Origin of the sequence: Brucella sp. NBRC 14130 (assembly GCF_040371715.1) — a bacterium.
GTDB lineage: Bacteria > Pseudomonadota > Alphaproteobacteria > Rhizobiales > Rhizobiaceae > Brucella > Brucella intermedia.
Map to the genome: position 1 here is coordinate 585,891 of NZ_BAABTE010000001.1, position 22,754 is coordinate 608,644.

Here is a 22,754-nt window from a genome sequence, read left to right on the forward strand (position 1 = left end):
CATGCTGCATTCCACCGCCGATCTCATCGCCAGAAACCGCCGCAGCCGGAGCCGCAAGCGCAATCTGGTCATCGGCCTTCTGCTCGTCATTCTCCTGGCCTTGTTCCTCCTGACTTTGATGCTTGGGCAATCCTTCACGCCGCCGAAGGATATTGTCCGCGTGCTGCTGGGCGAAGACGTTCCGGGCGCAAGCTTCACGGTTGGCAAGCTGCGCCTGCCGCGCGCCGTCCTTTCCGTGCTGGCGGGGTTGAGTTTCGGGCTCGGCGGCGTCGCATTCCAGCTCATGCTGCGCAATTCGCTCGCGAGTCCTGACATTATCGGCATAAGCTCAGGTGCGAGCGCTGCCGCCGTCTTTGCGATCGTCGTGCTTTCCATGAGTGGCCCGGTGGTTTCCGTCTTCGCCGTTGCCGCCGGGCTTGCCGTGGCGCTTGCGGTTTACGGACTTTCCTTCAGGAACGGGGTTGCCGGAACCCGGCTTATCCTTGTCGGCATCGGTGTTGCGGCGATGATCGAAAGCTTCATCGCCTACATTCTTTCAACCGCGCCCGCCTGGAGCCTGCAGGAAGCCATGCGCTGGCTGACCGGCAGCGTCAACGGTGCACGGCTGGACCAGATGTTGCCGCTTCTGGTCGGGCTGGTTGTCTTCGGCGGATTGCTTTTAAGCCGGTTGCGCGATCTCGAAGCCTTGCGTCTGGGCGACGACAGCGCCGCCGCGCTGGGAACCCATGTCGGGCGAACCCGGATCGCCATCATCATCGGCGCTGTTGGCCTGATAGCCTTTGCCACCGCTGTCGCGGGGCCTATCGCTTTCGTCGCCTTTCTGTCCGGCCCGATTGCATCGCGCATCATCGGCAACAACGGTTCACTCCTTGTCCCGTCGGCGCTGATCGGGGCTATACTTGTGCTCGCTGGCGATTATTGCGGGCAGTTCCTGCTGCCGGGGCGCTTTCCGGTCGGCGTCGTCACCGGAGCCCTGGGCGCTCCCTATCTCATCTACCTCATCATTCGCGCCAACCGCAGCGGGGCTTCCCTATGAGCGATCACACGCTCATCGTTCAGGAGTTGACCACCGGCTATGGCGACCGGCTGGTGTTGGATGGTCTCGACCTGGAGATACCATCCGACAAGGTGACGGCAATCGTTGGGGCAAACGCCTGCGGAAAATCCACGCTTTTGCGGACGATGTCCCGGCTTCTGGCCCCTCGGCGCGGGCAGGTGCTGCTGGACGGCAGGTCGATCCACACACTTCCCTCCCGTCGGCTTGCGCAGACGCTCGGTCTTCTGCCGCAATCGCCCATAGCACCGGAAGGCATACTGGTTGCCGATCTAGTAAGCCGGGGCCGAAACCCTTATCACGGCGTTTTCTCGCAATGGACACGCGCAGATGACGAAGCAATTGCGGCAGCACTTGAGGCAACCCGGACAACGGAACTGGCCGACAGACCAGTGGATGAACTTTCAGGCGGTCAGCGCCAGCGCGTTTGGATCGCCATGGCGCTGGCCCAGCAGACCGATATTCTGCTGCTCGACGAGCCCACGACCTTTCTGGACATCAGCCATCAGGTCGAAGTCCTGGATCTCCTCACCGACCTTAACCGGGAGCGCGGAACCACCATCGTGATGGTTCTGCACGATCTAAATCTTGCCGCGCGCTATGCGGATTTTCTTGTCGCAATGGCCGACGGGCGGCTGCATGTAAGCGGCGCGCCCGACACAGTGCTGACGGAACAGAATATCCGCGAGGTCTTTCATCTGGAGAGCCGCATCATGACCGACCCGACTTCCGGTCGCCCGATCATGCTGCCATTGGGACGGCATCGTCTCAACGAAAAGCGCCTTGAAAGCAGGCTGGAACCTTTCGAGGGCTGAAAGCGCGCGCTGCAAGGCTGTCATATTTCCCCATTCAACGGCCGCGATCCAGTGATCGCGGCTTCGGCGTTTCCGGGGCATGTTCCTTTGCGACACCCTTTTTTATCTATAAAATTTTGACTTGGCGTGGTTCATACTTACGTTTAATCTATAGTCTATAGATTCTTTCCATTTTTATAGATAAAAGGGAAAAGCATGCTTCACGTAGTTCCATCCGGCCCGGAAGATGAAGAGAAGACAGAACCCAACTCTGATGCATGGACGCTCGCAAGCGCGCGTCTGCTCTATGATCTTCCGTTCAACGACCTCCTTTTCGAGGCACAGAGTGTTCATCGTGCGAACTTCGACCCGAACCGGGTCCAGCTCAGCAAATTGCTCAATATCAAGACGGGCGGCTGCCCCGAAGATTGTGGCTATTGCAGCCAGTCGGCGCATCATGCCTCCGGTCTGAAAGCCTCCAAACTGGTCAGCCTTGATACGGTGCTTGAAGAAGCGCGAAAAGCAAAAGCTAGCGGTGCGACGCGCTATTGCATGGGGGCTGCCTGGCGCATGCCGAAGCCGCGTGACGAACCCGCCATCGTGGAAATGGTGGGGCAGGTGAAGGCGCTCGGGCTGGAAACCTGCATGACGCTCGGCATGCTAACTCCCGGTCAGGCGCAGACCTTCGCAGAAGCGGGCCTCGATTATTACAACCACAATATCGATACGTCGGAACGGTTTTATCCCCAGGTCATCACGACGCACAGTTTCGATGACCGGCTGCAAACGCTAACCTATGTGCGCGAGGCTGGCATCAAGGTTTGCTGCGGCGGCATTCTCGGCCTGGGAGAAACCGAGGACGACCGGGTCGACATGCTGGTGACGCTCGCAAACCTGCCCACGCCGCCGGAAAGCGTGCCGATCAACATGCTGATCCCCATGCCCGGTTCTCGGCTGGAGAAAGCCTCGCCTGTAGATCCCATCGCCTTTGTCCGTATCATCGCGCTTGCCCGTCTGATGATGCCGCAATCGTATGTGCGACTGACAGCCGGACGCAATTCGATGAGCGATGAGATGCAGGCGCTCTGCTTTTTCGCGGGCGCAAATTCGATCTTTATCGGCGACACACTCTTGACCGGCGCCAATCCGGGCGAAGACCGCGACACGAGCCTCATGGGGCGACTTGGCCTGACCACGGACGCACTGAGCGAGCATGTATGAACACCGATCCATTGGTACGCTATACCGCGAAGTTGAAGAACCTTGAGCGGCGTGGCCATCTGCGCTCGCTTTCAGATCATCGCGGCGCGGATTTTACCTCCAACGATTATCTGGGACTTGCCGCCTCGCCGTCGATCCGAAGGGCATTGATAGCGGAACTGAAAGAGGGGCTCGCCAGCGGGGCTGGCGGCTCAAGGCTACTGCGTGGCAATCACCCGGAACACGAGTTTCTGGAAGCTGAAGCCGCTGCCTTTTTTCGTGCGCCGTCGATGCTCTATTTCAGCAACGGATATGCGGCAAATTTTGCTGTTCTCTCAACCCTACCGCAACGCGGCGACATGATTGCCTACGACGCCCTGATCCATGCGAGCGCGCATGAAGGCATGAGGGCGGGAAAAGCCGACATCATTTCCATCCCGCATAATAATGCGGAGGCATTCGAAACGGCGATCCGCACGTGGCGCGAAAAAGGCGGAAGTGGCACCCCTTGGATTGTGGTGGAGAGCCTCTATTCGATGGATGGCGACTGCGCGCCTCTATCCGACCTCATGGAAATTGCCAACCGTCACGAGGCTTTTCTCTTCATCGATGAAGCTCACGCGACAGGCGTTCACGGACGGGGCGGACGCGTTTTGCGGAGGGGCTGGAAAGCAGACCGAATGTGATTGTGCTTCACACCTGCGGCAAGGCCATGGGAAGCATGGGCGGGCTAGTCGCAGCAGATCCAATCCTGCGCGATTTTCTCGTTAACCGTGCAAGACCGTTTATCTATTCGACCGCGCCCTCCCCCTTGCAGGTATCAGCAACACGGCTGGCGCTGAAAACAATGGTAGCAGATGAACAGCGGCGGCAGGAATTGCACCGGCTTATCGCTTTCGCCAATGTGCGTTTCGCCGATCTTTTCGGCAGTCCCGGCAGCGGAACGCAGATATTACCGCTCATCATCGGCGACGCCGACCGCACCTTGCGCATTGCATACCGGATGCAGGCCAAAGGTTTCGACATACGCGCCATCCGCCCACCCACGGTGCCGGTCGGCACAGCGCGCCTGCGCATCGCCATCACACTCAATGTCGATGAACCCACGATAACGCGCATGTTCGAGCGCCTTGCCGAAATCATTGCAGAGGAAATGTTATGAAACAGACTTTCGTCGTTACCGGCACCGATACGGGCATCGGCAAGACGGTCATTTCCGCGGCCCTCACGGATGCGCTCAATGCCTGTTACTGGAAGCCGGTTCAGTCCGGACTGGACCAGGCGACCGACAGCGAAACTGTAGCAAGACTCGCAGGTATTTCGCAGCGGCGGATCATTCCGGAAACCTGGCTGCTTAAAACACCGGCTTCGCCACATCTTGCGGCACGGATCGACGGGATTGATATCAATACGGAAACGCTGGAAGTACCGACAGTCGATGCTCCACTGGTGATCGAAGGTGCTGGAGGATTGCATGTGCCCCTGACGCGCCGCACAACATTTATCGATGTTTTTGCGCGCTGGCAGAAGCCGGTCATCCTCTGTTCGAGAACCGGCCTCGGCACCATCAATCATACATTGCTTTCGCTCGAGGCCTTGGACCGGCGCAATATACCCGTGCTTGGCATCGCCTTTATCGGTGACCGACAACCCGACACCGAAGAAATTATCCTTGAGCTTAGCGGCACGCGCAGACTGGCCGCTTGCCACACCTTGCAAAGCTCGATCCGGACACGCTTCGTCTCGCCTTTCGCGCACATTTCGACATGAACGTTTTTAACGAGGCCTCCAAATGACCGGGCATCCGTTCCCCGTCTGGCATCCATTTACGCAACACGCCACAGAACCGGCTTTCCGCAAGATCATCAAAACCGACGGCGCCTATCTGCTTGATGAAACCGGCCGTTCCGTGCTGGACGCCATATCGTCATGGTGGGTGATTACCCACGGGCACCGACATCCGAAAATCATGGCGGCGATCCGGCATGCATCGGAACAGTTCGACCAGATCATCTTTGCCGAGTTCACCCATGAACCGGCAGAAAGGCTGGCGAAAGAACTGGTCAAGCTCGCACCGCCTAACCTTGCGCATGTGTTCTATTCCGACAGTGGTTCCACTGCGGTCGAGGTGGCGATCAAGATGGCGCTTGGCAATTATTATAACAGAAACGAGCCGCGCTCGCGCATCGTGGTGATGGAGTATAGCTATCACGGCGATACGATCGGCACCATGTCCACCGGCGCGCGCGGGGTGTTCAACGCGGCTTATGAGCCCCTCCTGTTCCAGGTCGATACCATCCCGTTTCCATCGGGCCGAGAACAGGAAACACTCGATGCGCTGGAGCGATACTGTAGCAACGGCGATGTTGCTGCCCTGTTGATAGAGCCGCTGGTGCTGGGGGCGGGAGGAATGAAAATCTATCCCGCGCATCTCCTGTCCGAGTTCCGGCGGATCACCCGCCGCTATGGAACGTTGCTGATCGCCGATGAAGTGATGACCGGATGGGGGCGCACCGGGACCCTTTTCGCATGCGAACAGGCGTCCATCACACCGGATATCCTGTGTCTTTCCAAAGGCATTACCGGAGGCGCGCTTCCGCTGGCAGCGACGCTCAGCACGTCTGAAATCTTCGACGCGCATTTTTCGACGGATCGAAGCCGCACCTTCTTTCATTCGAGTTCGTACACGGCCAATCCGATAGCCTGCGCCGCCGCATGCGCCAATATCGAAATCTGGCAGACTGAACCGGTCGCGGGGCGTATCGAGACACTGGCGGGGTGGCACTCGGAAAGGCTTGCTCGCTTCCGCGACGATCCCCGTTTCATCAATCTGCGCCAGCAGGGCACGATTGCCGCCCTCGACCTCGCCGTCGAGCAGACCGGCTACCTTTCCGATGCGGGACCAAAAATCAAAGCCTTCTTCCGAGAACGGGGTGTGCTTCTGCGTCCGCTCGGCAATGTGATATATCTGATGCCTCCTTATTGCATAACACCCGCCGATCTGGATATCGCCTACGATGCGATTGACGCCGTAGCTGATATGATTGCGACCGCGGCGCGATGAATATTTCGAGCCGAATGGCTGGCTTCGGTCATTATGTGCCCGATCGCCGGGTAGAAAACTTCGTACTGGAGCGGCGGCTTAGGCTGGAACCCGGCTGGATCGAACGGCGCACCGGCATTCGGGAGCGACGGTGGGCCGCACCGGATGAAACCCTGACGGACATGGCAATGATGGCCGGTAAAATGGCGCTCGATGACGCCGGTCTGGCGCGCAGCGAGGTCGGGCTTGTCATTCTGGCCACATCCACGCCCGACCAACTTCTACCGCCTTCAGCACCCCTTCTCGCGCACAAGCTTGGTCTCGATTGCGGCGGGATCGATCTGGCAGGTGCCTGTTCGGGTTTCCTGTATGCGCTCGTGCTGGCCGACGGTTTTGTAAAAAATACCCGTAAGCCAGTTCTGGTGGTTGCCGCAAATATATTGAGCCGCCGTATCAATATGGAGGAACGAAACACGGCAATCCTCTTTGCCGATGCCGCAGGAGCGGTCCTACTCGCGCCGTCCGGCAACCCGCATGAAGGGCTGCGTGGATCTGCACTTATGTCCGATGGTGGAAATTACGGCCTGATCTCCGTTCCAGCCGGAGAAAACAAGATGACCATGCGTGACGGAAAAGCCGTCTTCACGCAAGCCGTTCGCCTGATGACGCATTGTGCCAGGGATGCGCTGGAACAAGCGCATCTCGGACCCGCCGATGTGGACAGATTCTTTCCTCATCAAGCCAATACGCGGATCACTGATGCCGTCTGCGAGCAACTCCATCTGCCTGTTTCCATCGCCGTCAGAACGATTGGCGTGTTCGGCAACTCGTCGGCGGCGACGATCCCACTTTCCTTATCGCTTGCATCGGAAGCGCGACCTTTCGAGCCCGGTGAACGATTGCTCCTGTCTGCAGCCGGTTCGGGAATGCTGGCTGGCGCTGCGGTCTGGAAAATCGACGACGGCTGAAATCCGTATCATGCTTCGACCAACCCGCCTTTCGGATTCAATCAGATAGCCATCATTGGAGTGTCCTCGTCGAATATTTCCGAAAGACTTCGCAGCGAAGCGCCCTTCGAACGTTTGCGCATCTCCAGCAGATTGTGCAGCCCTTTCGCAATCCGCTCGCATAGCCAAGGTCGTTAAGAAGCGAACTAAGCTGCATACCGGCGATCTTGCCCTCACGGTTGAGAGCGAACAGCCGAGCGCCAGTCTCTGCGATTGCCGCCGAGCGCGTGAAGAAGCATCTTTTTCTCCTAGTACCGTCTTCACAGTTCGCCTGTCTTCTGCATCCGGCCTGATCGCCCTCATGCGATCGGGATTGACTTTCCACCATCATCGCCAGAATTAGTTTAGCAACCGGTTGATGGAAGGGCAGCCTCGCACATTCGTGTGACAGGTTCAGCATAAACAGAACTGTCTGGGGACCAATCTAACGCGTTGGAGCCAAGCGGATCTTCCGCGCGGTCGCCTGCAGCAGCGTGAAAGCCTCGAAACGTCTGTCGTGCCATCTGGCGCGCTCGGCGTCCGGCCTGTTCATCGCACCGAGTTCCGACATGGCATGCATGGCGGCGGCGAGATCAGGATAAGCCCCTGATGCCACAGCCCCCAGCATGGCCGAACCGAGCAGGACCGGTTCCGGCGACGTAGACGCGGCGATGACGAGGCCTGTCGTATCGGCAAGCACCTGTCGCACCAGATGCGAACGCGCTGCTCCACCTGAAACCACGATAGTATCGGTTTCAATACCCTTTGCCTTCTGGGCCTCGACGATCTGTCGCGCACCATAGCCGAGGCCGCAAAGACCCGCGAGATATAGCGCTGTCAGACTGTCGAGCCCGGCATCAAGATCAAGCCCGGCGATGATCGCGCGCGCATCGGGGTCGGCGAAAGGTGCACGATTGCCGAGGAATTCCGGCACGACATGAATATCACCAATGATCGCAGCCGCCTTTTCAGCGCCGCCTCTTGCTTCGACTTCTTCTGCAAGGCTGTCGGCAAGCCCCTTGCCCTGGGCTGCCGCCTGTTTTTCGGCTTCCACGGCAAATGGATGCATATGGATCAGGTGATCGATAGCGGCGCCCGCTGCCGACTGGCCCCCCTCATTGAGCCACAGGCCCGGCACCATGGCCGAATAATAGGGACCCCAGACACCATCCACGAAAACCGGCTGTTCGGTGGTGGTCATGGTACAGGCCGATGTGCCGAATACATAGGCCATACGCGACAATATCCGGCCTTCCGAACCGCGCGCGCCGACTGTGCCGATACCGCCCGCATGGGCGTCGATAAGACCGGCGGCAATCGCGGTGCCCGGCACAAGACCAAGTTCAGCCGCTGCCTGTTCGCTCAGGCCGCCGAGCTTTTCGCCACCCGCACGAACGTCGGTACCGATGCGGACGAAATTTTCATCGGCCAGTTCACCAAGACCAACCTCGCGGAAATAGCTTTCATCCCAACGCTTCTCGTGGCTGAGATAGGTCCATTTACAGGTCACGGTGCAGGCCGAACGAGCCAGACTGCCGCATGATTTCCATGTCAGAAAATCGGTCAGATCGAAGAACTGCCAGGCGGCGGCAAAGGTTTCCGGCTTGTTTTCCTTCAGCCACAACAGTTTTGGCGTTTCCATCTCAGGTGAAATGGTGCCGCCGACATAATCGAGAACTCTGGCCCTGGTCGCATTGATCCGCTCGGCCTGACCGACTGCGCGGTGATCCATCCATACGATGATGTCACGTGCAGGATCGTCGGACGGCCCCACGGCAAGCGGTTTGCCGCCCTCGCCCAGCACGACCAGCGAGCATGTCGCATCGTAGCCGATACCGGCAATGTCAGCCGGATCGACACCCGCAAGCTTTACCGCTTCGCGCACACTTTCGCACACCGCCTGCCAGATATCGGCACTCGATTGCTCGACGATGCTGCCCGCCTCGCGCCAGATAGTGATATCCCGTTTGGCCGAAGCAAGCATGGTACCGCTGGCGTCGAAAAGGCCGGCGCGGGCGCTGCCCGTGCCGACATCGACGCCGAGATAATAGCTGGTCATGGTCGCTCCCATTTACAGATCGAGGCTCTGCGGAAGAATGACCAGATCGCGAATGGTGATGTTGCGCGGGCGGGTCAGCATGAACATCACCGATTCCGCGACTTCTTTCGGTTCCATCAAACTGCCATTGGCCAGCGCTTCATCGAGCTTGGCCTTCGGCCAATCGCTGATGAGGGCGGTGACGACCGGCCCCGGAAGAACGCCGCCAACGCGGATACCATGCGGGGCGACCTGACGACGAACCGTATGCACGAAAGCCTGAACGGCGTGCTTGGAGGCGGTATAGATCGGCTCCCATATCACGGGCACGACACCGGCGACCGAACTCGTAACGATGATATCGCCAGTCTTGCGTTCCATCATGTGCGGCAGAACCGCATGAATGGTGCGGAAGGCGGCGTTGATGTTGAGGTTCAGCATGCGGTCCCATGCATCCGGGTCGCCCTCCCAAAGAGGACCGCCAATATAGGCGCCGGCATTGGCGTGGAACACGTCGAGCTGGCCCGCCTGTTCGAGTATCTGCGGCATCATGGTGGCGACCGACGCCGGATTGAGCAGATCGATGACCAGCGGCCTAGCCTTGTCGCCGAGTTCGGCGCATTTTTCCTTCAGCGCCTTCTCGTCACGATCGACGAGAAAAACCGTCATGCCCGCTTCGATCATATGCTTTGCGCATTCGAAGCCGATTCCAGAGGCAGCACCGGTAACGGCGCCGACTTTTCCATTGAGATCCTGAGCCATTTTTTCAGTCCTTAGAGGTTTAGGCGCGACCGTGCGACTGGCGCGAGCGGCGGGCAAGGGAGTCGACGATCACAGCAATGGCGAGCACTGCACCCGTGATCATGTAGCGAAGCGAAGACGACAGATCGAGCAGCGTCAAACCGCTGGCGATCGACTGGATGACGATAATGCCAAGCAATGCTGACCACGCGCTGCCGCGTCCGCCGAAGAGGCTGGTGCCGCCGATGACCGCTGCCGCGATGGCGTTGAGGTTGACGTCACCCGTACCGGCCTGCTGGCTGGAGGAGGCAAGGCGCGACGCTGCGAGAATGCCACCTGCGGCGGCGAGAACCGAACAGGTCATGAAGGCCGACATGTAGATGAATTTCACATTGATGCCAGCGCGACGGGCAGCTTCACGATTGCCGCCGACTGCCTGCATGGCGCGGCCCCATTTGGTGCGGGTGAGTGCGTAGTTCATTGCGATCACCAGCGCCACGAACAGGCCGAACATCCATGGCACGCCGCGCGACTGGTTGAGATAGAATACTGCGCCACCGACAATGGCCGTGATGACAATGGCCTTGAGCGCAATCCCGGCCGACGAGGGTGCCGACAGACCGGCTTCGCGGCGGCGCTGCGCGGAACGGAACCCGGTGAAAAAGATTGCAAGCCCCGCAATCAGCACCAGCGCATAGGAAAGTGGGCGCGGCATCACCAGAAGCTGGCCGAAGCTCACGAGCCAGGAGCCGTAAGGCAGATTGATCGAACCGGTATTGCCCAGGAGATAAAGCTGCAGGCCCAGCGCTGCCAGCAGGCCAGCCAGCGTGGAAACGAAGCTTGGCATGCTGAAGCGATTATAGAGGAATGCATAAAGCAGGCCGATCAGCGCGCCGGTGCAGAGCGCTGCCAGCATTGCGATCCCGACCGGCCAGCCATGATTGACCCAGAGCACGCCGACAATTGCCGAAGCAAGACCGCTGACCGAGCCGACTGAAAGGTCGATTTCGCCCAGCATCAGGATGCAGACGATACCGAGCGAAATCACGCCGATGGTCGAGCAGTCGAACAGCAGGTTGACGAGATTGTTGCTCGACAGGAAAACCGGGTTCAATGTCTGGAAGACGGTCCAGATGATGACGAGGCCGACGATGACCGGCAGTGATCCAAGATCGCCCGAGCGAACACGGTCGAAGAAATTGCGCAGCGCGCCTGAAACGCCTTCGTCATGGCGCACGCGTGTATCCTGCCGGTCGAGAGGGGTATTTCCGGTAGCCTGGTTCATTATGCTTCTCCCCGGTCGAGGGCCTGACCGGCTTCATGCTGCGCCTGACGCCGTTCGGCACGGCGGGAAACGGAATTGCTGCTCGCTCCGGTAATGGCGGCGACCAGTTCCTCATTCGAGGAATCCGGGTAGAAAACGCCATTGTTCCGGCCAAGCCGCAGCACGACGATGCGGTCAGCAACCGCGCGCACGTCTTCCATGTTATGGCTGATCATCAAAACCCCGAGGCCGCGGTCACGGACGCGTTCAATCAGATCGAGCACCTCAGCGGTCTGCGCAACACCAAGTGCTGCCGTCGGTTCATCGAGCATGATGAGCTTCGGATCGAGCAGCAGCGAACGCGAGATCGCAACCGTCTGGCGCTGGCCACCAGAGAGCGAGGCCACCGGTTCGCGCACGCTTGGAATACGCGCGGAAAGCTCGTTCAGAAGCTTCCATGCCTTGATTTCCATCGACACCTCATCGAGGCGATAGGGGCTCATTTCGCGGCCAAGGAAGATATTGGCGACGACGTCAAGGTTCTCGCACAGCGCCAGGTCCTGAAAGACCGTCGCAATGCCGAGATCGAGCGCAACGCCCGGCGAGGAAAGCACAACCTTCTCGCCATTGAATTCGATTGTGCCGGACGTGGGCTGATGCACACCCGCCAGCGTCTTGATAAGCGTGGACTTCCCCGCGCCGTTGTCGCCGACAAGAGCGACAACCTCGCCCGGAAAGACTTCCAGATCGATATCGGTCAGCGCTGAAACGGCGCCGAAATTCTTGGATATACCGCTGAGACGCAGCACAGGCTGCCGCGACGACGCGGTTGGCTTGTTTTCCTGGGACATAGTTCGCTTTCCCCGGCATATCATGCGATATGCCATTATCCATGAAATCGCCCGACCGGGATACCGGCCGGGCGTATCGTTGCCTACTTCGTGATGCCGAGCTTCTTGCAGCCTTCGGCATAGCGGTCGACGCACAGGGTTTCAGCCGAAACGATGTTCTTGTCGATGATCTCAGCCTTGAGATTGTCAGCCGTCACGACCACCGGAACGAAAAGCTTCGACGGCGTGTTGTAGAGCGTGGCCTCTGCCTTCGGGGTTTCGTCATTCAGAAGCTGGCCCGCGACGCGTGCGGCTTCCGCAGCAACAATTTCCGACGGCTTGTTGATCGTATTGTACTGATCGCCCGAAATGATGAGCTGAAGCGCTGCAATCGTCGCATCATTGCCGGTGACTGGAGGAAGCGGATCGATACCAGCTGCCTTCATGGCTGCAATCGCGCCGCCAGCGGTGCCATCATTGGCAGCCACCACGCCGACGATCTGGTCGTTGAAACGGGTGATCTGGCCGCTGGCCCACTGCTGTGCCTTGCTCGGTGCCCATTCAGGCGTATCGTATTCGGCAAGCGTCTTGTAGCCGCTGTCCTTCAGACCGGCATGAATACCATTCTTGATGAGACCGGCAGCGGCATCGGTTGGCGAACCGTTGATCTGCAGAACGCCGCCCTTGTCGCCCGGTACACCCTTGTCCTTCAGGTGCTTGACCAACGATTCCGCAATCGACTTGCCGATGGCTTCATTGTCGAACGACACGTAAAAATCGGAGGTCGCATCCGGGATCGGACGGTCATAGGCGATGACCTTGATACCTTGGGATTGGGCCAGCTTGACCAGCGAGGCTGCCGCCGCCGTGTCAACCGCATCAAGCACGATCACCTTCGCGCCCTGCGAAATGACCGAGTTGAACTGCTGCTGCTGCTTGCTCGCATCGCCATCGGCATTGAGATAAAGCACCTTGCAGCTTTCGCAGATCTTCTTCATCTCGGCGGCAAAGCCCGGATAATCACGCTCCTCATAACGTGTGGAAGCCTGATCCGGCATCAAGAAGCCGACCACTGCGTCCTTCACTTCTGCCTGAGCACCGCTCGCAAAAGAGGACAGCATCACCGCAGCAAAAGCTGCCTTACCAAACATATTTTTCATGTCTCACTCCCATTGGGTTTTCAATTTTGTATTTTACACAATCTTGCAGACAAACTTTATATCGCTACTCCACCCCATATGTTCTCCCTATAGCGACCTCCAGTTCCCTGGAGTTCCGGCATTTTGGCGCCGCATTGCTTTGCGGCGCACCAATCAAATCGAGCAATGCTGACGGGGCTTGTGACGCATGATGGGAAGCCGTTCCTGGCTTCGGCATGTGTGCACCGCTCCTCTCGGCATACAATCATGTTGCACCATCGATAGTGCAACATAACCATCGCTCAACATCCTGCATCTGGTCAAGAGGAAAATGACAGAGGAATAGATTGGATTACGCCTTCCCCTACTTGCAGCAAACGCTATCGCACCGCTAAGATCGGGACCCGACCCAGACGCAAAGCAGGCCTGATGAGCATCTCCCGGAAAGTAACCATTTACGATATATCGGAGCGCGCTGGTGTATCCGCGTCGACCGTTGCTTCGGTTATGAATGGTTCATGGGAAAATCGAAGAATTACCAAAGCAACAGCCGACAGAATTCGAGTAATAGCGAGCGAACTCGGTTATACCACCAACCTTCAGGCACGCGGGTTGCGCATATCCAATTCCGGCATGATCGGCATGATCTTGCCTATGCTGGACAACCGATACTTCAGCTCCATGGCCGCATCGTTTGAGACGGTGGCGCGCTCACGGAATCTTATCCCCGTTGTAGCCAGCACATTACGCGACCCGCAGCAGGAACGCAGCACCGTGGAAACATTGATTGCCCACAATGTCGACGCCTTGTTGATCGCGGGCGCAACCGATCCGGACAGTGTCGCCGAACTCTGCGAAAAGGCTCATCTGAAACATATAAACGTGGATCTTCCCGGAAAGCATGGCGCATCCGTAATCAGTGACAACTATAACGGTGCCCGCGTACTGACGCATCAGATTGCCAGCCGCAGGTCTCATCGAACGGAAAACAGCTTCTACTTCATCGGTGGCGTGGATAGTGACCACAACACCCGCGCACGTGTGCGCGGGTATAAAGATGAACTGGCTGCGCTGAACTTCCCCGTTCACTCCGACGCCATAATCACGAATGGTTATGGTCCCGATGCCGCCGCGAGAACCATCCGCGATATTTATAAAAAATTGAATGGATTGCCAGAGGCACTGTTCGTCAACTCGACGAGCCCTTTTGAGGGCGTCGTCAGTTTTCTCAAGACGCTGCCGGTTGACGAGGTCCGGGAGTGCTCCATCGGATGTTTCGACTGGGACCCCTTCATCGAAGTTCTCCACTTCCCGGTTGTGATGGTCCGGCAAAATGTTCAGGCAATGATCGAACGCGCCTTTGAACTTCTGGACGAGTCCGTTCAAACGAACAACCCACCCGAAATGATACCGACAGAGCTCATTATTCCGCGTGGTCTTTGAACCTCATTCCGTGGATAGGAGAAACATGCCATCCACGCGATCACCGATTGTTTTGTTTTTTCAGATAGATAAGCTGAGCTGTCAGTCCTGTGATGAGGATGATCAAAAGACTGCCCTGCGCGCCCAGCAACAACGGGGATTTGAGATCGGTCACAAATGGATGACCATCTGGTACGCGCCGCAATACCTCGCTTACCGCCGGCACCATTAGCAGGAAGGCAGTCAAGTTTAGAAAGACTGTTTCCAGATAGCGGGTCGCACGACCGAAGACTGAACTGTAACCGATTGCATAGCCGGCAATCAGCAGAACCATCGTCGCAGCACCGATAACATAGCTGACCTGCTGGCGTGCAACGAGAAATGTTGTGCCAGCACCTATAAGCATCGAGACAAAATAAAGGCCGCCGGATTTTGACCGGGGCAAAATGCGCCCGTAGCGGACGAACATGTAGATGGCCAGGGGAATGGCAGGCAAACTGCCGATCGTGTGCACCCAGCCGAGCGGGGAAATTCCAAACATAACCAAAGCTCCTGTAAAGATAACAACCTACTAGTAGATAGGTTTGAGGGTAAAACCCGTTCATTGATGAGGACGGTCGATTAACCATTCCAGCAATACTGATTGCATCCATCCACATTCACCACTGTCATCCTTCCCAAAATTCGCTCGGCGTTCCGACAACTGGCCGACGAGAAGCACCGTCGTGACAGCCACATTCCAGAAACAGGCACGCAACATTTCGATATTCATTCCAGGCATTGCCTGCGCCCGGCATGTTTCGAAATATCAATGCGATGATGGCTGCAAGGCGGATAACGGGGTCGCCGCATTCACCTCCCTGCCAATTGATAGCCTGACTACCGAGCATGATCAGGCTTTGATCGAAATCACTGTGCCGCAGCCAGTCTGCGAAGCATTGGTTCAACTATAAGCGAAAACATCTTCGGATCGCTGTGGGCTCTCGCTGACAACATCCCTCCGTGAACGGTAGCAGCAAAGGCTTTTGCCTCGATGTCAGGGGAGTCGATCAAGCGAATGCGGCCCTGTCTTGCGCCGCGTGTGAGGACTGATGTCAACCATCTCGATAACGATCTGAAATAGTTTTGAATCTCAGAAGCAAGTTCCTGTGGCAATACAGGAATTTCGCTTGCCAGAAGCGCCCCTACACAGAATGGCGCACTCCCGTCTGTGATACACGCACTCCAGTATTGAGTATAAGCCTGCAGTTGCTCCAGCGGATCATCGACTTTGCTCTCGAGATTGGCAAAACCTGCTTCTGTATCTTCACGATGCCGCACGATTAGTGCCTTTACCAGATCGACCTTGCTCGGGAAGTGATGATGGATACTGGCCTTGCGAATGCCTACGACGCTGGCGATATCCGCGTAGCTGAATCCATTATACCCACCCGACATGATCAAGGTTTTGGCGCAAGCGAGAATATCATCGGAAGTAGTGGACAAATTGCTCATACTCAGTACCTACCTTCCAGTAGGTTGAATGTCAAGATAGATCAAAGTGAAGAGATTTGTCACACGGTCGAATTTTACCTCATGCAGAACCCGATCCCGTCGACACAGTTCATATGTTGCAACAGTCCGGGGCAAACGGCACGAAATGGATCGGCTCTGGACTTCGCAAACAGGTTAGTGCCGGATGTCTTGACCGCGGTCGAGTTTCTGGCTCTGACGTATCGCTGCAATTTCCTGGGCCCGGGCGGTCGAAACTGTTTGCTGCAAAATCTTCAACTTGTCCTGAAGCCCCTCGAAGACGGAATGTTGTGCCGGAGGCACGCGACTGATGGTTTCACTGTCGCCGCGCAGGATTGCGTTGCGCCCGAATCTAAGATCAAGGGCGCGGCTGACGCTTGTAAACTCCTGACGAATATGCGGCTCGAGCGAACCGACGAGGACGTCAAGCCGCGCGGTCTTCTTTTGCATCGCAGTTGTGATGCGACGGAGTTCTTCGCCGGCTTCTTCTGACAACCCGGGAATTGCGGTTGCCATCTGCTGACGCTCTGCGGCGATTGCTGTTGTTGCAGCCTTCAGGGCTGAGGCCCAGCCCGATCCCAGCGAGCGGACACTTGCCTGCACATCCGGCACGGCTTCCAATGCTGTCTTTCGCTCGCGGCCAACGGCCAGAAGCCTGTCCCTCAGTCGACCAGAGCCGCGCAGGGCACCATAGGCCGCAGGATCATTGGCAATGGCTGCCGCAATCCGATCACCGGCAATGCCTTTCCGGATCAGTGTCTCGATCGTTTCAACAGCATTGGCAGGTTCACGCCAGATCCGCATTGCTGTTTCAGCAAGCAGCGAGCGGTTGTGAACATGGAGAGCGGCTTTTGAAGCTCTTTCGCGCGCCTCAACCTCGACCGGGGCCGTAAACTCTGTCACGGCGGCAAGCATCGGCGGTATGCAGCGGGCTTCCCGGTCCTGACCGATATTGCCAGTCGGCCGGGTCCGGGACGAACTCCGGGTATTTCGATCCACGGACATCCGGGCTGTCGGATTCTGCATGGGGAATCTTCCGGATTGCCTCTCATGATAAGAAACCTTGCGTTCCCGATCGATTGCCAAACCGAGCGCCGCACCTGCCCGCTCCCAGAGATTTGCCACCTGCTGGCGCTTTTGCGCCAGCCACGCCATCTGGCGTCTTGCTCCTGTCCCTGTGCCAGCGGCAATCCCGGTAAGTAGTTCAATGCCACGCCTGCGGGCAAAGTCCTGGACATGTGCCTGGTAGCCAGCCTCGCCAGCAAAATCCAGCGTCGTGGTTTTGGCGCCCGAGCGCCCGAGGCGTTTGGACAGTTGCCGGAACAATTCCGATGTATGGCTTTCCCCTTCAATGCTTTTGCGGCGGACATCTGTGGCTTCATGCAGCTTCGCCGTCCAGACATTGCGTTCGACCGTGCGCTCCTCAAAGCGCCTTTCACCGCCTTTCGCATCAGGAACTGCAATTTTTACCTTCACGGTCTCCACGCCATCCTTGCGAAGCGTGACCATATCACCTCTGGAAGCTCCCGCAGCCGACAGGACTGCCGGCAAACCGACACCCCGGAAGCGATGGATCTTCCCGCCCTCAACCTTCAGATCAGCATAGGGCGTATCATTCGTACCCTCATCCCCAGGCCGGAATGTTGTCACCCCGGTTTCGACCAGTTCGCCGGTAATACCCTTCGCATGGTCAACAGGGGCCTTGTCCTCCCGTTCGGGCCTGAAGTCCTCGCGTGCAGCATAAAGATCAGCCCTGTGACGATGACGGGTCATGGACACATAGGTCAGGTGCCTGTCCATCATGCCGCTGGCAAGCACAAGGGTCCGGTCGACAGTCGCGCCCTGCGACTTGTGGATGGTCACGGCATAGCCGTGATCGATGTTGCGATAACTGTCCTCACTGAGAACAATCTCGCCGCCGCTGTCGAGCCGGACAGAAAGAAGGGGCGCGCGGAGCGCGTTGCCGGTGGAGACCACCGTGCCGAACATGCCGTTCCTGACATATTGCGGACTGTTTCCTCTTGCACGCGGTTCGAGGAAACGGGCGTTCTCGAGAAAGATAATCCGGTCGCCTGCCGCAAACTCCCGCATGCCACGCTCTGTCCGGAAGCGGCGCGCGCCATCGAGCGCTCCCTCTTCCCTCATCACCTTGCGCAAGGCTTCATTCAGCCTGTGGACATCCCTGTTGGTGTGCGCCAGCACCAGCAACGCATCACCCCGCAACTGGCCACCACCATTTGATGCTGCAATCCCCGTCCCGGGCCACACGCCTCGTCCCGGCTGTGATGGCGTGATCAGTTTCCGCCGTGCATCCGTCCAGTCCCTGACCAGACGCCCGATCAGTGCATCCCGGGTTTCCGCCTCGACCAGATGCCCGCGTCTGGCGTAAATCTCCAGCCCCGCCGCGGTGTCGCCGCGAGCAAAGAGTTTTGAGGCATCGCGTGCCCATTCATCCTGTTGCCGGCGCACACCGGCAAGTTCGGCGGAACCGATCCGCTCCGATATTGCCCGGAAAGCCGCACCGGCCCCGATCGGCTGAAGCTGCATGGCATCGCCGACCAGAACAACCTTTGCGCCAGCCTTTTCTACGGCATCCAGCACACGTGCCATTTGCAACGAGGAGACCATGCCTGCCTCGTCAATGACGAGGATGTCACCGCGCATCAGCTGATCGCGCCCGTTATTCCAGGCATGCTCCCACGCAGCAAGCGTTCGTGATCTGATAGCGGAACTCTCCTCCAGCCCCTCGGCAGCCTTGCCGGAAAGTGCCGCGCCCAGGACGCGATGATGTCCGCTCTCCCAGGCAAGGCGCGCAGCTGCAAGCAATGTCGACTTGCCCGTACCGGCAAGACCGACGACAGCAGCGATACCGCTGTCCCCCGCTACATGCTGAATGGCTTCAATCTGCCCGGGATCCAGCCTGAACGGCTTCAGTGGATTGTCCGCTTCGACGAAACGCACTGCGGCTGCGCGCCCAGCGTCCGAAATCCCGAAACCCTTCCTCCCAGACAGGATATCGGCTGAACGCATCATGTCATGTTCGGTGCGCAGGATCTTTCGGGTGGTGAAGATGGCCGGTTCCGTTGCCTCGCCATTCACACGACCCTTGATCGGGCCGGCCTGCTGTGGTTTCAGGAGCACCAGTTCAGGAGAGGCCATCAGTCGTGCACGGATATTGGCAAAGTCTGCCGGATCATCGACGTAGCGGTGGATGACCCTTGCGATATCCATCGCGTCAAAGGTGGAGCGCTCATTGCCAAGCTGTCTGAGGAGAGGCTCTGGATCGGCAAGCAGCCGGGCGGTCATTTTGCGCCGGCGCGCCAGATCGGCAGGTGCAAAATACATCTCGACGCCCTTGCGCATCATCGCCGACTTTCCGGGTCCCAGATGCCTCTGGGCAATCCCGTCAAGTCCCTGTTCGGCATGGGAACGACCGTCAAGGCGGATGTCACGGCCAGCAAGTGCCAGATACCGGCTGGCCGTTTGTGCCCAGGCGATCTTCCACGCCTTCATTGTCTCCCTGTTGCCCGCCCAGACTGTGTAGACGATCCTGCCCTTCGGCTGGTCCCCTGCCGCCACACGCAGTGGCTTTCCGTCATCGCCGGGGACAGGCATGACCTTGAGGCCGAACCCTTGCGCTGTCAGGGGCCTGAGCGTTGTCAGAACATGTACATGCGGATTACCGTCCCTGTCGTGATAAACCCAGTCGGCGATCATGCCCCTTGCGGTCAGCTGGTCTCTCACGAACTCACGGACCAGGGCCATGTTTTCCTTAAGCGTCAGTTCCTCCGGCAGAGCAATAATCAGTTCACGGGCAAACTGTGCGTTCACACGCGTCTCAAATGCGTCAACCGCATTCCACAGTGTCTCGCTTGCCGCAGCCACCGTTTTCCCCTCGATAGCGGTCTGCAGCCACGCTGGAATATCTTCCGGCAACGCCAGTTCTTCATGGACCAAATCATCGTCGCCGCCGCGATAGTTAAACAAGGTTCCGGTCTGTTCGTCTCTCATCCGAGTGCGATGGCGATAGGCGGCAGCCGAGATGATGTTGCGTCCCGCTCCCCTGCCGATCATCTGTGCTCGCATGAACATGATTGCCACAATGTTCTCCTGGCCGTCAGTCAATACGTGTGAAAGCCCATGATTACCCGGGCAGCTGACTCGGCACTTCTCCGTCCCCCTTCACGAGTTGCACCGTTTCACCCAGGGGGCTTGAATATGAAAACATATTAAACTATCTTTTTTAAATCAGTCAAATTTACAATCTCTACCGCTTCGAACAGAGAGATCCACAAATGCGCATTGATTTTCCTGACAGAATGATAGACGCGAAATTGAAGAATGTCGCATGAACATAAAAAACTATGAACATTAAAACTAGCTCACCGTATGAAACGGCCCGCACGACGACTGGCCAGGTGATCCCGTTGTCCAGACGGAAAGGATGTTTGAACGAACGGCGCGTCTCCTTGCAAGACCCACAAGAGCAACGCCTTACAGCAAGGCTTTTTATCCTCTGAAGAGCCAGAATGGCGACACTGGAGCAACGGCATATGTCCAGCAAGACAATTGATCGGAATACAGAAGCGCGGAGCAAACGCCTGCTGGGGGCAATTGTCGTGCGGGCCGGCTTGTCGATGGTCGACCGGGCATTCCTGTTAGGAGGACTGCTGGAACTGGCCAAACTTTCACCCAGAACACCCGAATACTGCCGTTTGCGCAAAATTGGCGAAATTGCCTTCAGGTCTGAGGTGCCAGAAGAAAATCCAGGCTCAAACCAGGGAGACCGCATTTGATGGTTAGAGCAATACCGCTCGCGGGTCTGCTTTTCGCTCTGGTGCCAGTCGTTCTTTCTGGCTTTACCTTTTATGTCGCGCATTGGTTTTGGACCGAACTGGCCGCAGGCTTGTCAGGAAAGCCCCAGTACTGGTTTATGCGTGCTGCGCCTGCACTCGTGCTTCTATCGGGGCCACTTGGGGCACTGCTGACGGTTTGCTTGCTTCCGCTGCACCGGCGCCGACCGGTCGCCATGGTCAGCCTGTTTTGCTTTCTGCTTATTGTGGGTTTCTACGCGCTGCGCGAGATCACCCGCATCTCCCCTTTCGTAGAAAGCGGAGTCCTGCAATGGGATCAGGCTCTATCATTCCTCGATATGGTTACCCTGGTTAGCGTCTCAATTGGTTTTGTTGTTTCAGCGGTATCCGTGCGCATCTCAAGCGTTGTGCCCGAAACGGTGAAGCGCGCACGTCGCGGAATCTTTGGAGATGCAGACTGGTTACCGATGTCGGCGGCGGCACGGCTCTTTCCTGCAGACGGCGAAATCGTTGTTGGCGAGCGCTATCGTGTCGACAAGGAACTCATCCATGAACTGCCTTTCGATCCAGTCGATCCGTCTACCTGGGGGCGCGGCGGACAAGCTCCACTCCTGACTTACAATCAGAATTTCGATTCAACCCATATGCTGTTTTTTGCGGGATCAGGTGGATTTAAAACGACAAGTAATGTCGTGCCTACAGCACTTGTCTATAGTGGTCCGATCGTTTGCCTGGATCCGTCATCCGAGGTTGCATCGATGGTAATCGAACATCGCCGCAAAAGGCTCGGGCGAGACGTCGTGGTGCTCGACCCCGCCAACCCGGTTAACGGTTTCAATGTTCTTGACGGGATCGAAACGTCGATAAAAAAAGAAGAAGACATCGTCAGCATCGCACATATGCTGCTGTCGGAAAGCGCTCGCCTTGAAAGTTCAACGGGGTCTTTTTTCCAGAGTCAGGCACACAATTTGCTAACAGGACTCCTGGCGCATGTAATGCTATCGCCAGAATTTTCCGGGCGGCGCAATCTGCACAGCCTGCGTCAAATTGTTTCCGAACCGGAGACGTCGGTTCTTGCGATGCTGCGTGACGTTCAGGAAAATTCCGTCTCGACATTTATTCGCGAGACGCTCGGCGTTTTCGTCAACATGACTGAGCAGACATTTTCAGGCGTTTACTCTACGGCATCGAAGGACACCCAGTGGCTATCCCTCGCAAATTACGCATCCCTTGTCTGCGCAAACAGCTTTAAACCAGCACAAATAGCCCAGGGCGAAAAAGACGTATTTCTCAATATCCCTGCATCAATCCTTCGCTCCTACCCGGCAATCGGGCGAGTAATCATCGGCTCGTTAATCAATGCAATGATCGAGGCGGATGGCGCATTCCGGCGACGGGTTTTGTTCATGCTCGATGAGGTCGATCTGCTTGGCTATATGCGCATACTGGAAGAGGCACGTGATCGCGGGCGCAAATACGGAATCAGCTTGATGCTGATGTACCAGTCCGTTGGCCAACTGGAACGCCATTTTGGCAAAGATGGTGCAGTTTCATGGATCGATGGATGCGCATTCGCAAGCTACGCTGCGATCAAGGCGCTCGATACCGCGCGTAATGTGTCGGCGCAATGCGGGGAGATGACGGTAGAAGTGAAGAACAGTTCACGCAACACAGGATGGGATAAGAGCCATCTTTCCCGAAAATCTGAAAGCATCAATTTCCAGCGTCGACCGCTTATAATGCCGCATGAGGTTACCCAGTCGATGCGCAAGGATGAACAGATCATTATAGTACAGGGGCATCGCCCCATCCGCTGCGGTCGCGCCATTTATTTTCGACGCAAGGAAATGGACAAAGCCGCCGCAGTCAACCGGTTCGTTAAGTCCAGAAAATGAGAAATAAAAAAAGTATTCGCGA

The 22,754-nt window shown here is 57.4% G+C and carries 17 protein-coding genes and 2 pseudogenes; 10 read left to right on the forward strand and 9 right to left on the reverse strand.

The genetic code is table 11. The features are described from left to right. Position 1: 1 nt before the first annotated feature. The 7 genes and pseudogenes from ABWW28_RS02840 to ABWW28_RS02870 all read left to right on the forward strand — a co-directional run bounded on the left by ABWW28_RS02840 (position 2) and on the right by ABWW28_RS02870 (position 7,059). Positions 2–1,036, forward strand: coding sequence for a FecCD family ABC transporter permease (locus ABWW28_RS02840; protein ID WP_025092130.1), 1,035 nt, complete (start codon positions 2–4; stop codon positions 1,034–1,036). Beyond that, positions 1,033–1,869 carry an ABC transporter ATP-binding protein gene (locus tag ABWW28_RS02845; RefSeq protein WP_176588002.1) on the forward strand — a complete coding sequence of 279 codons (837 nt, stop codon included), beginning with the start codon at positions 1,033–1,035 and terminating at the stop codon, positions 1,867–1,869. Before ABWW28_RS02840 ends, ABWW28_RS02845 begins: the two co-directional genes overlap by 4 nt. Positions 1,870–2,064: 195 nt before the next feature. Beyond that, positions 2,065–3,069 (forward strand): biotin synthase BioB, encoded by a 1,005-nt coding sequence (bioB, locus tag ABWW28_RS02850; RefSeq protein ID WP_025092132.1) that lies wholly within the window; start codon positions 2,065–2,067, stop codon positions 3,067–3,069. Then, positions 3,066–4,210: pseudogene (locus ABWW28_RS02855) on the forward strand (8-amino-7-oxononanoate synthase). The gene bioB and the pseudogene ABWW28_RS02855 overlap by 4 nt, the downstream one beginning before the upstream one ends. Then, positions 4,207–4,844: pseudogene (gene bioD / locus ABWW28_RS02860) on the forward strand (dethiobiotin synthase). Before ABWW28_RS02855 ends, bioD begins: the two co-directional pseudogenes overlap by 4 nt. Beyond that, positions 4,841–6,112 (forward strand): adenosylmethionine--8-amino-7-oxononanoate transaminase, encoded by a 1,272-nt coding sequence (locus tag ABWW28_RS02865; protein WP_025092133.1) that lies wholly within the window; start codon positions 4,841–4,843, stop codon positions 6,110–6,112. The pseudogene bioD and the gene ABWW28_RS02865 overlap by 4 nt, the downstream one beginning before the upstream one ends. A 14-nt stretch (positions 6,113–6,126) precedes the next feature. Beyond that, a complete protein-coding gene (locus tag ABWW28_RS02870; RefSeq protein WP_043716939.1) occupies positions 6,127–7,059 on the forward strand; it encodes a beta-ketoacyl-ACP synthase III in 933 nt (310 codons plus the stop codon). A 463-nt stretch (positions 7,060–7,522) separates the two neighbouring features. Here the strand turns inward: ABWW28_RS02870 and ABWW28_RS02875 are convergent, their stop codons facing one another. The 5 genes from ABWW28_RS02875 to ABWW28_RS02895 form a co-directional block, all read right to left on the reverse strand. After that, positions 7,523–9,136 carry an FGGY-family carbohydrate kinase gene (locus tag ABWW28_RS02875; protein ID WP_025092135.1) on the reverse strand — a complete coding sequence of 538 codons (1,614 nt, stop codon included), beginning with the start codon at positions 9,134–9,136 and terminating at the stop codon, positions 7,523–7,525. Positions 9,137–9,148: 12 nt separating this feature from the next. Continuing rightward, entirely contained in the window at positions 9,149–9,877 is a 729-nt protein-coding gene (locus ABWW28_RS02880) for an SDR family oxidoreductase (RefSeq protein ID WP_025092136.1), read from the reverse strand. A 19-nt stretch (positions 9,878–9,896) separates the two neighbouring features. Continuing rightward, positions 9,897–11,141 (reverse strand): sugar ABC transporter permease, encoded by a 1,245-nt coding sequence (locus tag ABWW28_RS02885; RefSeq protein ID WP_025092137.1) that lies wholly within the window; start codon positions 11,139–11,141, stop codon positions 9,897–9,899. Further along, complete coding sequence (locus ABWW28_RS02890; protein WP_025092138.1) at positions 11,141–11,971, reverse strand: ATP-binding cassette domain-containing protein; 831 nt, start codon at positions 11,969–11,971, stop codon at positions 11,141–11,143. The genes ABWW28_RS02885 and ABWW28_RS02890 overlap by 1 nt, the downstream gene beginning before the upstream one ends. Positions 11,972–12,054: 83 nt before the next feature. Then, the gene (locus ABWW28_RS02895) at positions 12,055–13,110 is read right to left on the reverse strand and encodes an ABC transporter substrate-binding protein (RefSeq protein WP_025092139.1); all 1,056 of its coding nucleotides are present in this window, start codon (positions 13,108–13,110) and stop codon (positions 12,055–12,057) included. 408 nt (positions 13,111–13,518) lie between these two features. Between ABWW28_RS02895 and ABWW28_RS02900 the strand changes: the two genes are divergently transcribed. Then, complete coding sequence (locus tag ABWW28_RS02900; protein WP_025092140.1) at positions 13,519–14,532, forward strand: LacI family DNA-binding transcriptional regulator; 1,014 nt, start codon at positions 13,519–13,521, stop codon at positions 14,530–14,532. Positions 14,533–14,572: 40 nt separating this feature from the next. Here ABWW28_RS02900 and ABWW28_RS02905 read toward each other — a convergent pair whose 3' ends face one another. The 4 genes from ABWW28_RS02905 to traA form a co-directional block, all read right to left on the reverse strand. Continuing rightward, positions 14,573–15,052, reverse strand: coding sequence for a hypothetical protein (locus ABWW28_RS02905; protein ID WP_025092141.1), 480 nt, complete (start codon positions 15,050–15,052; stop codon positions 14,573–14,575). 60 nt (positions 15,053–15,112) lie between these two features. Continuing rightward, on the reverse strand, positions 15,113–15,283 hold the full coding sequence (locus ABWW28_RS02910) for a hypothetical protein (RefSeq protein ID WP_155268957.1): 171 nt from the start codon (positions 15,281–15,283) through the stop codon (positions 15,113–15,115). Between the two features lie 137 nt (positions 15,284–15,420). Further along, entirely contained in the window at positions 15,421–16,005 is a 585-nt protein-coding gene (locus ABWW28_RS02915; protein WP_025092142.1) for a TetR/AcrR family transcriptional regulator, read from the reverse strand. A gap of 174 nt (positions 16,006–16,179) precedes the next feature. Then, the gene (gene traA, locus ABWW28_RS02920) at positions 16,180–20,124 is read right to left on the reverse strand and encodes a Ti-type conjugative transfer relaxase TraA (protein ID WP_196107341.1); all 3,945 of its coding nucleotides are present in this window, start codon (positions 20,122–20,124) and stop codon (positions 16,180–16,182) included. Between the two features lie 452 nt (positions 20,125–20,576). Here traA and ABWW28_RS02925 point away from each other — a divergent pair, with 452 nt between their 5' ends. Further along, positions 20,577–20,819 carry a conjugal transfer protein TraD gene (locus tag ABWW28_RS02925; protein WP_025091579.1) on the forward strand — a complete coding sequence of 81 codons (243 nt, stop codon included), beginning with the start codon at positions 20,577–20,579 and terminating at the stop codon, positions 20,817–20,819. Continuing rightward, entirely contained in the window at positions 20,819–22,732 is a 1,914-nt protein-coding gene (traG, locus tag ABWW28_RS02930) for a Ti-type conjugative transfer system protein TraG (protein WP_353390264.1), read from the forward strand. Before ABWW28_RS02925 ends, traG begins: the two co-directional genes overlap by 1 nt. Positions 22,733–22,754: the final 22 nt, after the last annotated feature.